Source organism: Gordonia jinhuaensis (assembly GCF_014639795.1).
GTDB lineage: Bacteria > Actinomycetota > Actinomycetes > Mycobacteriales > Mycobacteriaceae > Gordonia_B > Gordonia_B jinhuaensis.
In genome coordinates, this window is sequence record NZ_BMGC01000036.1 from 19,779 (window position 1) to 34,556 (window position 14,778).

Consider the following 14,778-nt stretch of genomic DNA (forward strand, 5'->3'; position numbering starts at 1 on the left):
CGAATGGGGGTGAACACACGATGGCCGCGAACAAGAACAGTGCAGCCAAGAACGGCTCGTCCAAGAACGGTAAGGACGGCCGCAGGGTCATCGCCTCCAACCGTCGGGCGCGACACGACTACGCGATTCTCGACACCTACGAGACCGGTGTGGTCCTGGTCGGAACCGAGGTGAAGGCGTTGCGCGAGGCCAAGGCGTCGCTGGTCGACGCATTCGCGACGATCGACGACGGCGAGGTCTGGCTGCAGGGTCTGCACATTCCCGAATACGGTCAGGGATCGTGGACCAACCACACGCCGCGCCGCAAGCGCAAACTGCTGCTGCATCGCAAGCAGATCGATTCGCTGATGGGCAAGCTGCGTGACGGCAACACCACGCTGGTTCCGTTGTCGATGTACTTCAGCGACGGCCGGGTCAAGGTGGAACTCGCGCTGGCCCGCGGCAAGCAGGAGCATGACAAGCGGCAGGATCTCGCCCGGCGAGACGCCGAACGTGAGGTGGCCCGCACTCTCGGCCGCCGCGTCAAGGGCATGCACTGACGTTCGGTCACCAAACGGGTGCGTTCAGCGACGTGCCAAGGTCTCTTTCGTCGTGGCGAGCAGGTGGTCGAGCCAGGGGCCGGTCCCCATCGCCTTCCTGCGCTCATCGTTGGGCAGCTCGACACTCACCGGAATGGCCTCGGGCAGCGTCGAGAGGATGCCGTCGAGATCGATTCCGCCTTCGCCCGTGGGTAGCCGTGCCTCGTGTGCCTGGCGGGTGATCTCGTCCATGTCGGTCGGTTTCGGCCGGGCGCCATCGCAGATCTGTGCGTAGGTCATCCAGTCGCGCGGGATCGAGGTGAGGTCGGCCAGGGTCGTCTGCGACCGGTCGACGTGGATGGGATCGACGAGGATGCTGCGTGCGGGGCCGTCGGCGTCGGTGACGATCGCCATCGCCGAGGAGGCGTCGGGGACTGTGCTCCACGGCATGAACTCCAGGCTCGCGACCAGCCCATATGAGGCGCATGCGGTGGCCACGGCGGCATAGGAGTCGGCCATCCGCGAGCGGTCGTGGTCGTAGCCGTTGACCAGGGCCGCGCGAGCTCCGAGTTCGGCTGCGGTCTCCAGCAGAGGCGCGTAGTCGGCGAGGTCGAAATCCTCGTCGAGCTTGATGACCTCCACGTCGAAGACCACCACCTCGGAGTCGGCGAGCCGGTGTCGGAATTCCTTCAGCGCGGCGCGGTCACGATGCAGGGGATAGGCGATGGCACCCGGGGCAGTCGGCGACATCCGGATGCCGATCATGTCGAACCCGTGACGTTCGGCGAGGTCGAGTTGTTCCAGGGGTGGCGCGTCCAACACGGTCAGTGCCGCAAGGCCGATCCTCGGCTCGTTCACTCTGGTCGCCTCCGGTGGTACGTGTCGCGCGATCAACTCGACTGCGGTCGGGATCTGTCATCTATTGTCCCAGGCGTCCTCTGATTGTCCGCGGAGTCGGTGCCGCAGCTCGTCCCGCGAGTGGCGCCGACGATCACCGCCGAACGATCACGGGCCGGAGTCGATCGGATGTCGAATCGTGCAGGAATCTCGCGGGTACCGCCCAGCATCGGTGTCTTTACCATTGAATGACTACCCGTGCGAAAGACATGGGTGTCCAGAGCTGTGGTCGCGGCGGTGTCGGTGGTGGGCGTGTTCGCCTCGGGAGTCGTGGCGGGTGCGCCGGCGACGGGTGAACCGGCGGGCGCCAGGGTCACGCGGATCGACCGGATCGATGCGCAGCTGTCGATGGTGTACGTGTACTCGCCGTCGATGAACCGCGTCGTTCCCAATCAGGTATTGCGGCCGGCCGGGAGCGGTAGCGCGCCGGTGCTGCAGCTGATCAATGGTCGTGCCGGCGGCGTCGAGGGCGACAGCTGGCTGGCGATGACGAACCACCGGCAGTTCTTCGCCGACAAGCGCGTGACGGTCGTCTCGCCGCTCGACGGTCCGTTCTCCTGGTACACCGACTGGAAGTACCCCGATCCGCATCTGGGTGTGAACAAGTGGCAGACCTACCTGACGCGCGAACTGCCTGCGGCGATCGGCGGCCCGCTGCAGGCCAACGGGCGTACCGCGGTGGCGGGGCTGTCGCTCAACGGAGGTTCGGCGCTCGACATCGCCGGACATGCGCCGTGGCTGTACCGGGCGGCAGCGTCCTACAGCGGCTGTCCGGCCATCTCATCGCTGGCCGGTGTCGTCGGGGTCGCCGGGGTGACCGCATTCGGCGGCGGCAACGCGTTCAACATGTTCGGGCCGCCCGGCGACCCCGCGTGGACCGATCACGACCCGTCACTGCACCCGTCGAGGTTGCGAGGTAAGGCCATCTACCTCGGCGCCTCGACCGGCATACCCGGAGCCGTCGACGGGCCGCCCTCGCTCACCCCGCAGTTGCTCGCCGGGCCGGCCGAGGTCGAGATGATCACCCGCTGGTGCACCGACCAGATGGCCGCCTCCCTGCGCGGCGCGGGGATCGGGCACACCTATCGGGTGTTCGACCGCGGTGCACACACCTGGTCGCTGTTCGAGGCCCAGCTGCGTGGCAGCTGGCGGGTCCTCGGCCCAGCCCTGGGTGCGTGACCCATAGGCGCGTGACTTGTGGGGCGTGACGTGTGCGCGGAAATGGGAATGATCTGACCGTCCGGGCTTGTTACACTGAGTTGCTCGCCGCGTCAGTGGTGAGCACCTACTCGGGGCTGATCGGTTTCGACTACGTGCGTCGAGGTAGGGGAAGCGTGTCGGTGCAGGCTGGAGACCACCGTGAGCGTCGCAGCAAACCAATTAAGCGCCGATAAGAATCAGCGCGACTACGCACTCGCCGCCTGAGCGAGTAGCTAGTCTGTCGGCCCGGAGATGTCCCCGCTCCGGTTCCCGGCATCAGCTAGGGGACTCACCGTCCGACCCGGTCGCGGGGCCGGACGGGACAACCAACAGCGACTGGGATCGTCATCTCGGCTCGTCCGCATGACCGAGAGATCCGAGTAGAGGCATAGCGGACTGCACACGGAGAAGCCCTGCTGAAGCGGCGGAGGACCCGGGTTCGATTCCCGGCAGCTCCACCGAAGCCCCTCACCTGTTCATACAGGTGAGGGGCTTTTTTCATGCTGTGACGTCGACATCGTCGGAAGGGTGACGGTGGCTGCACGTACGTTGGAGGTAACTGCGCCGAAGCCCGCTGGCGTGCGCAACACGAGCAATCGTGACTGGACAATCGTGAAAGGACGAACAGTCGTGAGCACAGTCCCCAACATCACCCTCAACACCGGTAACACCATTCCGCAGCTGGGGTACGGAACTTTCCAGATCTCGGTCGAGGACACCGCCACCGCCGTCGGTACGGCGCTGGAGATCGGATACCGCCACATCGACACCGCCGAGATGTACGGCAACGAGAAGGGTGTGGGTGAGGGCGTCGCGCGCAGCGGCATCCCGCGGTCGGAGGTGTTCATCACCTCCAAGCTCAACAACGGATTCCATCTTCCCGACGACGCCCGCCGCGCCTTCGACGACACGCTCGCAGCGCTGGGCACCGAGTACGTCGATCTGTTCCTCATCCACTGGCCGCTGCCGACGCTCTACGACGGCGACTACGTGTCCACCTGGAACACCCTGGTCGAGTTCGCCGCGCAGGGACGTGCGAAGTCGGTCGGCGTGTCCAACTTCCAGGTGTCCCATCTCGAACGCCTGGCCCGCGAGACCGATCTCCTGCCCGCGGTCAACCAGGTGGAGGTGCATCCGTACTTCCACAACAGCGAGGTCACCGACTACTGCGCCGCCAACGACATCGCGATCGAGGCATGGGCGCCGATCGCCCAGGGCAAGGTCCTCGACGATCCGTCCATCGTCGGGGTGGCCGAGAAGAACAGCAAGTCGCCGGCACAGGTGACGCTGCGCTGGCACATCCAGCGCGGACACATCGTGTTCCCGAAGTCGGTGACGCCCGCGCGGATGGCCGAGAACTTCGACATCTTCGATTTCGAACTCTCCGATGACGACATGACGACGATCGACGGACTCGACCGCGGTGCCGACGGACGCTCCGGGCCCGATCCCGACACCTTCGATCGCGCCTGATCAGACCGGCAGGGTCGGGGTTTCCGGCCAGATGTGCTGCATCAGCCAGCCGAGCGCGTCGTCGAAGGCCTCGGACGCGTAGCTCCAGCTATGTGCTCCGGGGCCGGCGCGCACCACGGTCTCGATCCCTTCGTCAGAGGCCGTGGCGGCGAGTGACCGGGCGGCTTTGAGCTGGGCGCATTCGAATGCGCGGTGCCGCGGCGACCAGTGGCCGTTGGACTGGAACCATCCGGCGACGTGGTGATACTCGCCGTGGGTGGTCATCACGGTCTCCGGGTTGAAACGATCCCAGGCCGAAGCGTCGTGACCGTAGAGCGCGGCGATGGTCTGCGCCTTGTTGCCGAGGTTGGGGCCGATGTCACCGGAGATGTCCTCGAAGGTCGAGAACAGGTCGGGGTGGCGGGTCACCAGGTCGACCGCGCAGGTGCCGCCCATCGACCAGCCGACCACGCCCCATTGCAGCGGATTCGCCGATGCGCCGAATTGCGACACCACGTAGGGCCGCAGCTCGTCGGCGAGGTGGGTGTCGACGTTGCCGTGGGGTCCGTTCACGCATTCGGTGTCGTTGGTCATCGAGCCGCTGGGGTCGGCGAACACCAGGATCGGCGCCACACCGTTGTGGGTGGCGGCATAGTTCTGCACAGTTGCCATCGCGCTGCCGCTTCGCACCCAGTCCTCGGGGGTGTTGACCACACCGCCGATCATCATCAGCGCCGGCAGATGTGGCGGGGTGGGGCCGGTGAACCAGCGCTGTGGCAGGTACACGTACTCCTGTCGGTGGTGGAAGCCGCTGAGGTGTGAGGGCACCGAAATCGGCACGATCCGACCGCCCGCGGTGGCGCGCTGGTCGTCGCGGAATGCGGCCAGTCGCTGTACGGAGGTCTGCTCTGGCAGCGGTTCCGAGGCGATGCCGTCCCAGGCGCGTGAGGCGGTGGGGAAGTAACCGGTCCACTGGTTGACCGAGAGACCGATACACAGAGCCAGCAGCGGGATGCTCACCACGGTGGCGGTGCGGTTCCACCATCGGCCGGCGCGCCACCCGACGGCGGCCATCGCGAGCACGGCACCGAGTCCGCCGATCGACAGCCACACGATCAGCGGCGCGTCGCCGGGCGACCAGCCCTGGGCGCCCATCGCGCAGTAACAGATCAGAATCGTGATCAGCCCGACGCCGAGCACCGAGGGGATCGCGAACACTTGCCATCGGCGGCCGCTGCGTACGAGTGCCACCGCGAACAGCACGAGCGCGAGGATCTCCATCGTCGGGGTGAACCAGCCCTTCAGCAGACTCACGTCGACCAGCGGCTGTGCGGAATGGACGCGATACGCCTGTGCGGCGACGTCCCCAGCAGCAGTGGCAGCAGATCTCACAGAAAGATGATGGGGTCTGGACCTGTTAATTTCCTATGAATTGCCACCGCGCGTCGCTGAGATGCCGGAGAATGCCGGTCTTGTCCCGTTGCAGGTGGGCGCGCAGGTCGCGCGACCTCGGTGATCGTCGAGAAGCGGCCACCGATGGTACGGCCGATGAACACTTTCCTGCCCGAGGTGCGAGGGGCGGATGAGACCGAAGTGAACCCAGCCGGGCCGCGGGCACAGGTGGCAGAATCGAGGGCACATTCACATCGCATGACGACAGAGCGGCCCGCGTGCACCCGAGGTGTCGCCGCGCCGCACACATCGAGCGCACCGGGTGCGCACCGGAAGGATCGCCAGGCATGGTTCACGAACGCGCGGGCACAGTCGCTCTGCCGGAGGATCTGATCGACGTCGACAAGGTCGTCGGCGCCTATTACGACATCAAGCCAGACCCTTCCGACCCTGGGCAGCGGGTGGTCTTCGGCACATCCGGACACCGCGGTGCGAGCCTCGACGGTGCGTTCAACGAGAACCACATCATCGCCATCACCCAGGCCATCGTCGAATACCGTTCGAGCGCGGGAATTTCCGGGCCGGTCTATCTCGGTCTCGACACGCATGCGCTCTCTCGTCCGGCCTGGCAGACGGCCATCGAGGTGCTCGTGGCCAACGAGGTGACCGTGCGGGCGGAGCCGTCGCGGTACACCCCGACGCCGGCGCTGAGCCACGCGATCCTCGTCCACAACCGCACGTCGCAGCCGACCGCCGACGGCATCGTGGTCACCCCGTCGCACAACCCGCCGCGCGACGGCGGGTTCAAGTACAACCCACCCAACGGCGGGCCCGCCGACACCGATGTCACCGGGACCATCGCCGCACGCGCCAACGAGCTGCTGGAGTCCGGTGCGGAGAAGATCGCCCGCGTGCCGTTCGAGAAGGCTAGTACCTCGGAGTATTTCGAGGCATTCGACTTCCTGGACCTCTATGTCGACCACCTCGAGAACGTGGTCGACATGGCAGTGATCCGCGACTCCGGCATCAAGATCGGTGCCGATCCACTCGGCGGTGCGTCGGTGGGCTACTGGGCGACGATCGGGCTGCGCTACAACCTCTCGGAGCTCACCGTGGTGAATCCGACCGTCGACCCGACGTTCTCGTTCATGACCCTCGACGCCGACGGCAAGATCCGGATGGACTGCTCGTCGAAGTATGCGATGGCCTCGCTCATCGGAGCGCGCGACTCCTACGACATCGCGACCGGCAACGACACCGACGCCGACCGGCACGGCATCGTCACCCCCGACGCCGGACTGATGAATCCCAACCACTATCTGGCCGTCGCGATCAGCTACCTCTACAGCCATCGCTCGGGCTGGCGTGCCGATGCCGGCGTCGGGAAGACGCTGGTGTCGTCGTCGATGATCGACCGGGTGGTCGCGGGTATGGGCCGCTCACTGGTCGAGGTGCCGGTGGGCTTCAAGTGGTTCGTTTCCGGGCTGCTCGACGGTTCGATCGCCTTCGGCGGCGAGGAGAGTGCGGGGGCGTCGTTCCTGCAGTTCGACGGTCAGGCGTGGTCGACCGACAAGGACGGCATCATCATGGCGCTGCTGGCCTCAGAGATCCTCGCGGTGACCGGCAAGTCGCCGTCGCAGCACTACGACGAGCTGACCGAACGCTACGGCTCACCGTCATATGCCCGTATCGACGCACCGGCCACCCGCGAGCAGAAGGCGGTGCTGGCGAAGCTCTCGCCCGCCCAGGTGACCGCCGACACGCTGGCAGGTGAGCCGATCGTGTCGATCCTGACCGAGGCGCCCGGCAACGGCGCACCGATCGGCGGGGTGAAGGTGACCACCGAGAATGCGTGGTTCGCCGCGCGGCCGTCGGGTACCGAGGACGTCTACAAGATCTACGCCGAATCGTTCAAGGGTCCCGACCATCTCGAGCAGGTCCAGGGCGAGGCCGCGGAGATGGTCGACAAGGCGCTCGGCGCCTGAGACGGTCTGGCGGCGCGGTGGTGCTGGCCCGAGCGCCCGCTAGTGTGAGGTCTCGTGAACGACTCGCGCCAGCGCAGCCATCAGCCGACGAAGACGTCGAGCACCTCCACCTACATCCTCGGCGGGGTGGCAGCGGTGGTGTTGGTGGCGCTGGTGGTCGGGGGCCTCGTCTGGAATGCCCATCGTCATCGCGGCGGGGTGTCCGAGCAGGTGCTCGCGCAGAACGCCTCGCTGGTGGTCGGGCGTCAGGACGCGCCGTTGACCATCGACGTCTTCGAGGACTTCCAGTGTCCGGTGTGCAAGCAGTTCGAGGCGAAATCGGGCCAGGCGATCTCGGATGCGGTCGATGCCGGAAAGATCCGCGTGCGCTACCACATCCTCACGTTCCTGGACTCGCACTCGGGCTCGGGTGACTACTCCTCGCGCGCGGCCGGGGCGGCGCTGTGCGTCGCCGAGCTCGAGCCGCAGGAGACGTGGCGCCGCTACCACTCGGTGCTTTACGAACGTCAGCCGGCGGAGAACGGCAAGGACTTCTCCAACGACCAACTCGCCGACATCGCCGGTGAGGTGGGGGCCGGCGAGCCGACGAAGGAGTGCATCCGCTCACAGTCCAAGATCGGCCAGGCCAAAGAGTTCGCCAAACAGTCCACCGAACAGCTGGCGAAGGCCCAGGGTGGCCGGGCCGGCACACCGAGCGTGCTCGTCGCCGGGCGTGACATCGCCGGCCTGACCGACGGCACCGGCTGGTTGGACAAGCTGATCGCCTCGTCGAGCACCACCGGGTGACGTGTCCGTCAGGGTGCCGGCGGGCTGACGAGCGGATTTGGACCGGCGCGCGGCGATGGTGTAACTTCAGTCGGGCCTTGGGAGAACCGAGGCATCAGATGAAAGACGAGGTCAACGCCTCGCCGGACATCGTTCGGGGCTATGGCGCAGCTGGTAGCGCACCACACTGGCAGTGTGGGGGTCAGGGGTTCGAGTCCCCTTAGCTCCACCATGATGCTCTTACTCGAACCCTCGACAAGAGCAATGAGATTATCGGACAGCACGTCCAGGGAGAGCCCGCCGGTTTCGGCGGGCTCTTTTGTTTGCCCCGTGATGTCGGGGATGGCGTTGGGTTGTGCGTGTCGTGCCTCGTGGACGAGTGCTCGGGTGTTTGGGCTGTAGATGACGTCGAATGGCGCCCGGGAGGTCGCGTCGACGTGGTGTTGGCCGTTGTCGTCGGTAGTGACGAGGAGCTTGTCGAAGAGAAGCTGGTTGAACATGCGGCGGATGTGCTCGGGGGCTTGCCGGTAGGTGTTTCCGGCGTGCTGGGCAATGTCGAGGGCGATGCTGATGAGCTCGTCGGCTTCGGCGAGGTCGGCGGTGAGGTTGCTGAGGCTGCGGTTGGTGGCGGCCAGTTCCGTGTCGAGTCGCTTCTGTTCGGCGCGGAGCATCTCGATCGGGATCGCGTCGTTGTAGTGGGCTTCGAGGAGTTTGCGTTGGCGACGTTCGATGGTCTGCTTCGTGTTCTCGAGCTGCTCCCTTTCGGCGTCCGTGTCGGCGCGAAGCTGCTTCAGTCCGTGCCGGAGGAGTGCTTCGAGGTCGCGGCGGAAGTCGGGTGTGAGGCTGATGCGGTCGTAGAGGTCCTGGATGAGGTCTTCGGCGTGCTCGATCTGGATGGAGCGGAGGGTGCAGTCGGTGCGCTTGGAGTGTCTGCCGAGGCAGGAGTAGTACGGGTAGGTCTCACCGTGCCTGTTCTTCACCACCTGGACGACCATGCGGAAGCCGCAGTGCCCGCAGTACATCGTGGATTTGAGGTAGTGGTCGTGCTTGATCGACCGTTCCCCGTTGATCTTCTCCTTCAGGATCGTCTGGACTTTCTCGAAGGTTTCGCGGTCGATGAGCGGGGTGTGGCTGCCTGGGTACTCGACGCCTTTGAACGTGATGATGCCGGTGTAGTAGATGTTGGTGAGCATCGAGTGGACGTGACGGATCTCGACCGGCTTTTCCACCAGCCGCGCGGTGGGGACCGTTGTCAGGCCTCGCCGGACGAGTTCCTTGGTGAGGGTGCGCACGGAGTGCTCACCGGTGGCGTAGGCGTTGAACGCCCAGGTGACCAGTGGTGCGCGGGTGTCGTCGACGGTGACGGTACGGTTCTCGCGGCCGTTCTCGATGGTGCGGGTGTTGAGGTAGCCGATCGGTGCACGGCTGACGGAGCCGCCGTTTTTGACCTTCTCGCTCATGCCCTTGATGACTTCGTTGGCGAGGTTACGGGAGTAGAACTCGGCGATCGAGCTCATGATGCCGTGCAGGAGGATCCCGCCGGGGGTCTGGTCGATGTTCTCGCTGGTGGAGACGAGCCGGATGCCGAGTTCGTTGAAGCGCTGATTGAGAGTGACGTCGTCGGCGCGGTTGCGTGCGAGACGGTCGAGCTTGTGCACGATGACATAGTCGATGTTGCCTTGCTCGGCTTCCAAGTAGCGCAGCATCTCTTGCAGTGCGGGCCGGTTGGTGGAGGTGCCGGAGACACCCCGTTCGACGAACTCTTTGACGACCATCGCGCCGACGGCTTGAGCCTTCTTCTTGTTCGCGTCGCGTTGAGCGGGGATCGAGAAGCCTTCTTCCCTGCCGCCGCGTTCGGCTTGCTCACGGGTCGAAACGCGCAAGTAGGACACGGCTCGCTTCGGGGTGAAGCTCTGGGTGAGCGCCGCGAACGGGTCGGCGGCTGGGAGCGGGCTGGCGGTGTATGGAGTTGTGGTCATGTCTCCATTGACGCTCTCTTGCCCGTTTGAGTCCAGTGCGAAATCAGCCACCTGGTCAGGGTTTTCCACAGGACGCTGATGCGTTCCGGGGTCAGGGCTATTTGATGAAGACATGCACTTCGCCTCCTCGCTCGTGGAACTCGAAGTCGCCGCGCAACTGCTCGAGCATCGCCGCGCGGTCGAAGATGAGGATGTTATTCGGGATCGCCCATTCGCGGAGGGCGTGGTCGCGGGCGTCAGCCCAGCCGAGGCTTTCGATGAAGTCGTCGACGAACTGCTCGATGCGTTCATACGACGCCCAGTGCAGGTTGCTGAAGTCCGCCTCCATGTCGGTGATGGTCTCGATGCCGTTCCAGAGGTGGTCGAGGTAGACCTCGAACGCTGTGCCGTGTTCATAGCGGAGCCGTTCCAGCTCGCGGGCTTCCTGCCGAGTGGTCGGTACGGGCGGCGCGCGCCGCTCGGGGGTCGTTGGTGAGGTTGTTCTGTTTTCGGCGTCAGCGCCTGGGTAAAAATTGTTTTCAGTTTCCATGGGTAGTGTCCTCCTTCCTGGTGTTGTTCTGTTTCGTGAGCGGCGGGCCGTCTCGGATGATCTCGGGCAGTTCATCGAGGATGAGTACGGTGAACATGTCCTGTGGGAGCTCGGCGGCCTCGAGGTGTGCACGCAGTTGCGCCTGGCGTTTCGTCGTCGGGACGATCCACAGCACTGCGGGGAACGCGCCGGTAGGTCGCTGCTCTGCTCCGCTGCGGCGGTAGCGGACGTATTGCCAGCATTTCGCGATCACCCGGGCGGGGTTCTCCGTGGCGCGGTCGACCTCGATGAAGTAGCGATCCAGATATTCGGGAGTGGTCACGCTCATCAGGAGATCGGGTCGCAGTGTGAGGCGTTCACCGTGCGGCCCGAGGTAGTTCCTCCAGCAGGCGGGCTCGGTCTCGATATGTAGCTCTGCGCTCGGGAACCGCTGGATGGTCTCGTATGCGATGACTCGGGTCTCGGCGATCGCCAGGAGGTGTTCCAGGAACGTCGTGGAGATGAGGTTCGGTCGCTGTCTCGTGCGGACCTGCCCGGTGACCTGCCGGTAGCCGGTGGTGGTGAGCGCCCAGATAGATGGCGTAGAGCCGCGCTGCCATCCACCGACACGACGCTCCAAGCGCAGCACGTGGCCGTGGTGTTCAAGCTTGGACAGGTGCCGCATCGTCTGCCGTCGTGCAGACCGGAAGCTGCCATAGTGTTCCCTCGTGAGTCTGGCGAGCTGCTCCGTCGTCGCGAACCGCAGCTCGAGCAGATGCGCGAGAAGCTCCTGATAGATCGGATGGTCAAGTGAAGCGGTCATGACTGGAGTCCTCCGCCGATTGGGACGGCCGGGTGACCTGGTATGACCGGGTCAGTCACGTCCTGCCGCCGTGGTTCTGCCCCGCGACGTCCGGCAAGCCCGTGTCTGCTGGGCGCGGTGATACGTCTCCCGATGCGTCTCGATCGAAGACGGCCATTCATCGTCGGCTCCTTCCCACTGGGCCGTCGTCGGCGTCAGTGAAGTCCGGTGTGGTCGGGCGATGAGGTCGCGGATCTCTTGCTCGGTGATGGTGGCGGCGACGCCGTAGCGTTCGTGTGCGGCGGCGTAGATGGCTGCTGGGTCGCTGACACCAGCCGGTGGCGGAGCGGTAGCGATGCTGGTCCAGCCGGTGGCTTGGCCGTACTGCATGACTTCGCGTACGCGTGGTATTTCGGCAGCAGCAGAAGATCCTGGGCATCGAGATCGGTGGCGTGCTTGGCGATGGTGGCCGCATCGGTGCCGCCGAGGCCGAAGTAGATCTTGCTGCGCGTGTTGGTCTCGACCGAGGCTTGCATGGCCGGGGTGAACTGCTTCAGGTACTGGTTCGCGACGGTGAACGCCGCGCCGAGGGAGCGTGCCTGGGCGAGGGCGTCGGAGAGGTCACCGGGGATGCCTGCGAGGAAGTCGTGGATCTCGTCGATGTAGATGCTGACGATGTGCCGGTGTTGGAGACCGTCGCGTTGCCTGGCGAGGATCTTGGTCCACAGTTGCCCAATGAGGAGCGTGCCGAGCAGTCTTGCGGCGTCAGCGCCGAGCAGGCCCTTGTTGAGATTCACGATGACGATGCGTCGCTTGCTGAACAGGTCGGTGAGGTCGAAGCGGGGATCGCTCTGCCCGAGCATCGCCCGCAACCCAGGTCGCAGGATCAGTTGGCGGAGCTTGTTCAGCACCGGCCCGATCTCTTCGGCCTGCTGCGCAGGTGACTTCGCCTCGTACTGCTCCCAGAACCCTCCGAGCCCGACCGGATCGTCGATATGCTTCAGTACCTTGCGGCGGAACGCGGGGTTCGTGAGCAGCGGGGCTACCCAGAGCAGGTTCGCGCCGTAGATGCGTGCGAGCGTGTTGAACACCGCCGTGAAAATGTCCGCGGAGCGGATACCCCAGTGCTTCGCGAAGACCGCTTCGAAGGTCACCAGCAACGTGTCGGCCGTAACCGAGGCCTGGCGTCGGTGACCGGAGAGCGGGTTGAACCCGACCGGGGTGGCGTTCGTTGGGTCGATGACAACGACGTCGTGTTCTCGGTTCTTCGGAACGTGTGCGAGGACGCGATCAGCAAGGTCTCCCTTCGGATCAAGGACCAGCACACCGCGCCCCGCTGTGATGTCGGCGGCGATGAGGCCCAGCATCACAGTCGACTTTGCCGAGCCGGTCGGCCCGAGCAGATGAGTGTGGAACGCGGCGTCCCGGATCGGGATGCCAACCGACTCACTATGTCCCGGTGCGCTGGCAGTGCCGATGATCCGGTCTGTTCGCACAAGCGCTTCGGGCGGTGGGAGCTGGCGTGGGTGGAGTGTCCCGAGTAGTGGCAGTGGCGGTTCGCCGATCGGCCAGCCGGTCAAGCCGATGACTTCCCCGCTGGTCAACGTGAGCGGCCATCGCCACGGGCATGCGGCCCGGTTGAGGTGCGTCACTGAACCGGTCACGGCGCTGATGCGGCTGGTGGCGGATTCGAGGACGCGAAACGCGCCGATCACGTCACCGACAAGCTGCCTCGCCCGCGGAGCGGCTGCTCCGGTGACGCCGACGCGCAGGCTGAGAGAGAAGCCGTGCTGACCGTCACGCCGTTTCGACGTCGTGCCAGTTCGTGGCGGGACAGCAAGCACACGGAGCCACGTACCAAGCGATTCTTTGGCGCGTACGGGCGGCGTGTGGCGGTGACCGAGCAGGAGCTGTAGGACGACTTCTTCCTCGCCGTGGAGGCGCGACAGTGCCCCGTAGAGGCCACGAATACTTGCGGTGATCTTGGGCGCTTCGAGGCTGAGGTCGGTGCCGGTGACGCGCAGGTCGGCCGCGTACAGCACCTCGCCTCGGTGCCGGCGGGGAGTATGCGCACGGACCGTGAGGTGTGCGCGGAGCGCGTCAAGTACCGTGTCGATGCGGGTCGGCTTGACCGCGATCAGCCACCGCAGCCCCGTCTTCGTTGCCCGGGCCTCGAGCACGATCGGGCCGAGCGTGGACGAGGCGGCCAGGTGTTCCAGTGTCGCGTGGACCGCGTCGGGGGTGAGCGTGTCGGGCCACGTGAGTTCTTGCCACTCCCACTCCTCGTGTTTAGTGTTACTCGTCATGCCCGCCCCCTTTCTGCTCGGCCGTTGGTGCCGAATTCTGCTTCCGTGTATGAGCCGCCCGACGGGTTTCGTCAAGATGCATCGCGAGCAGCAGCAGAACCCTGGCCAGGCCTTCCCGGTCGACCTTGTCCTTCCAGATCGGGGTGAGACGGTGGCGCCCACCGGCCCGGTTCTTCTTGCGGTTCATCGTTGACCTCCTGTCCGAGAGCTCAGAGCCAGGTGTTTCGGCGTCGCCACCACCACAGCAGCCCACCGACGATGACGACCGTGAGAGCGATCAGGGCGAGGATCCACCAGATGCTCTTGATCAGCTCGATCGTGAGGACGAGCAGGATCACGCCGCCGAACAGCAACAGGCAGGTCCTCCAGAACTTCTCCGCGAGCGAGCGCGGCCCGGTATCGTCCGGCATGTTTCACACCCCTCACGTCCGAGTCTCCGCCGCCGCTGCCGGGGCGTGGTTGGGTTGGTGGTCGGCAGGCACGGGGTATCCCCATTTCGCGAGCGAGATTGTCGCGTCGCACTCGTTGCCCCAGATGTCCCAGTGCTTGCTCGACGGTGCGGGACGACGAGCGAACAGTTCGAGGAATGGCCCGTCCCCGCCGACGAGCCGTTCAACGATGAGGTGGATTTCCTCGGGCTTCCGGCTGTGGGCCTGCAGGGCGTGCATGCCCCAGTTCGGCTGACCTTTGAACGCGACTTTCGTGCCCTTCCCGCGTACGCCGAGGAGCAGGAGTTCCCCGGAGTTGCGGAACGTGTTACCGAGCATGAGACGGGGCTTGGCCCAGAAATAGAAGCTCGTGTATCGGCATCCCCAGGCTTCGAGGACCTTGATGCCAAGGGGGACGGTCGCGGTGGTGACCCACAGGAAGGAGCGTGTCAGATGGTTTGTGTGAGGTAGCGGTGCTCCTGACTGAAAGCCGAGACACTGATGACTGTGGTGGACAAGAAACTCGAGCGTGACCAACGTCGCCGG

13 protein-coding genes, 1 tRNA gene, 1 other RNA gene and 1 pseudogene are annotated in these 14,778 nt (G+C 65.3%); 7 read left to right on the forward strand and 9 right to left on the reverse strand.

What is annotated here, in order from left to right; genetic code table 11:
- Positions 1-20: 20 nt before the first annotated feature.
- Complete coding sequence (gene smpB, locus IEW22_RS16860) at positions 21-539, forward strand: SsrA-binding protein SmpB (RefSeq protein ID WP_188588071.1); 519 nt, start codon at positions 21-23, stop codon at positions 537-539.
- A gap of 24 nt (positions 540-563) precedes the next feature.
- Here the strand turns inward: smpB and IEW22_RS16865 are convergent, their stop codons facing one another.
- Complete coding sequence (locus IEW22_RS16865; protein ID WP_188588073.1) at positions 564-1,376, reverse strand: sugar phosphate isomerase/epimerase family protein; 813 nt, start codon at positions 1,374-1,376, stop codon at positions 564-566.
- Between the two features lie 237 nt (positions 1,377-1,613).
- On the opposite strand from IEW22_RS16865, the gene IEW22_RS16870 reads away from it, so the two are divergent.
- From IEW22_RS16870 to IEW22_RS16880, 3 genes are all read left to right on the forward strand, one after another.
- Positions 1,614-2,594, forward strand: coding sequence for an alpha/beta hydrolase (locus IEW22_RS16870; RefSeq protein WP_229742842.1), 981 nt, complete (start codon positions 1,614-1,616; stop codon positions 2,592-2,594).
- A 112-nt stretch (positions 2,595-2,706) separates the two neighbouring features.
- Positions 2,707-3,076: a transfer-messenger RNA gene (gene ssrA / locus IEW22_RS16875) on the forward strand.
- A gap of 169 nt (positions 3,077-3,245) precedes the next feature.
- A complete protein-coding gene (locus IEW22_RS16880) occupies positions 3,246-4,088 on the forward strand; it encodes an aldo/keto reductase (protein WP_188588075.1) in 843 nt (280 codons plus the stop codon).
- Here IEW22_RS16880 and IEW22_RS16885 read toward each other — a convergent pair whose 3' ends face one another.
- Complete coding sequence (locus IEW22_RS16885; RefSeq protein ID WP_229742843.1) at positions 4,089-5,459, reverse strand: alpha/beta hydrolase; 1,371 nt, start codon at positions 5,457-5,459, stop codon at positions 4,089-4,091.
- 347 nt (positions 5,460-5,806) lie between these two features.
- Between IEW22_RS16885 and pgm the strand changes: the two genes are divergently transcribed.
- From pgm to IEW22_RS16900, 3 genes are all read left to right on the forward strand, one after another.
- Positions 5,807-7,444, forward strand: a complete 1,638-nt coding sequence (gene pgm / locus IEW22_RS16890; RefSeq protein WP_188588077.1) for a phosphoglucomutase (alpha-D-glucose-1,6-bisphosphate-dependent) — start codon at positions 5,807-5,809, stop codon at positions 7,442-7,444.
- A 54-nt stretch (positions 7,445-7,498) separates the two neighbouring features.
- Entirely contained in the window at positions 7,499-8,230 is a 732-nt protein-coding gene (locus tag IEW22_RS16895; protein ID WP_229742844.1) for a DsbA family protein, read from the forward strand.
- 135 nt (positions 8,231-8,365) lie between these two features.
- Positions 8,366-8,441: transfer RNA gene (locus tag IEW22_RS16900), tRNA-Ala, on the forward strand.
- Positions 8,442-9,129: 688 nt separating this feature from the next.
- Here IEW22_RS16900 and IEW22_RS20610 read toward each other — a convergent pair.
- The 7 genes and pseudogenes from IEW22_RS20610 to IEW22_RS16940 form a co-directional block, all read right to left on the reverse strand.
- Positions 9,130-10,302: pseudogene (locus IEW22_RS20610) on the reverse strand (recombinase family protein); the annotation flags it as partial.
- Entirely contained in the window at positions 10,286-10,717 is a 432-nt protein-coding gene (locus IEW22_RS16915; protein ID WP_188588079.1) for a hypothetical protein, read from the reverse strand. The gene IEW22_RS16915 and the pseudogene IEW22_RS20610, both read right to left, overlap by 17 nt.
- Complete coding sequence (locus IEW22_RS16920) at positions 10,707-11,519, reverse strand: replication-relaxation family protein (RefSeq protein ID WP_188588081.1); 813 nt, start codon at positions 11,517-11,519, stop codon at positions 10,707-10,709. Before IEW22_RS16920 ends, IEW22_RS16915 begins: the two co-directional genes overlap by 11 nt.
- 194 nt (positions 11,520-11,713) lie before the next feature.
- Positions 11,714-13,678: a type IV secretory system conjugative DNA transfer family protein gene (locus IEW22_RS16925; RefSeq protein ID WP_188588083.1), complete on the reverse strand. Its 1,965-nt coding sequence runs from the start codon at positions 13,676-13,678 to the stop codon at positions 11,714-11,716.
- A gap of 115 nt (positions 13,679-13,793) precedes the next feature.
- Positions 13,794-13,991, reverse strand: coding sequence for a hypothetical protein (locus IEW22_RS16930; RefSeq protein ID WP_188588084.1), 198 nt, complete (start codon positions 13,989-13,991; stop codon positions 13,794-13,796).
- Positions 13,992-14,013: 22 nt separating this feature from the next.
- Positions 14,014-14,214, reverse strand: a complete 201-nt coding sequence (locus IEW22_RS16935; protein WP_188588086.1) for a hypothetical protein — start codon at positions 14,212-14,214, stop codon at positions 14,014-14,016.
- Between the two features lie 12 nt (positions 14,215-14,226).
- Positions 14,227-14,778: MT-A70 family methyltransferase (locus IEW22_RS16940; RefSeq protein WP_188588088.1), on the reverse strand; the 552-nt coding region annotated here is incomplete at its 5' end.

Coding starts and splice junctions, on each gene's coding strand:
- smpB (WP_188588071.1), top strand. CDS start 21: ATGGCCGCGAACAAGAACAGTGCAGCCAAGAACGGCTCGTCCAAGAAC.
- pgm (WP_188588077.1), top strand. CDS start 5,807: ATGGTTCACGAACGCGCGGGCACAGTCGCTCTGCCGGAGGATCTGATC.
- IEW22_RS16915 (WP_188588079.1), bottom strand. CDS start 10,717: ATGGAAACTGAAAACAATTTTTACCCAGGCGCTGACGCCGAAAACAGA.
- IEW22_RS16920 (WP_188588081.1), bottom strand. CDS start 11,519: ATGACCGCTTCACTTGACCATCCGATCTATCAGGAGCTTCTCGCGCAT.
- IEW22_RS16930 (WP_188588084.1), bottom strand. CDS start 13,991: ATGAACCGCAAGAAGAACCGGGCCGGTGGGCGCCACCGTCTCACCCCG.
- IEW22_RS16935 (WP_188588086.1), bottom strand. CDS start 14,214: ATGCCGGACGATACCGGGCCGCGCTCGCTCGCGGAGAAGTTCTGGAGG.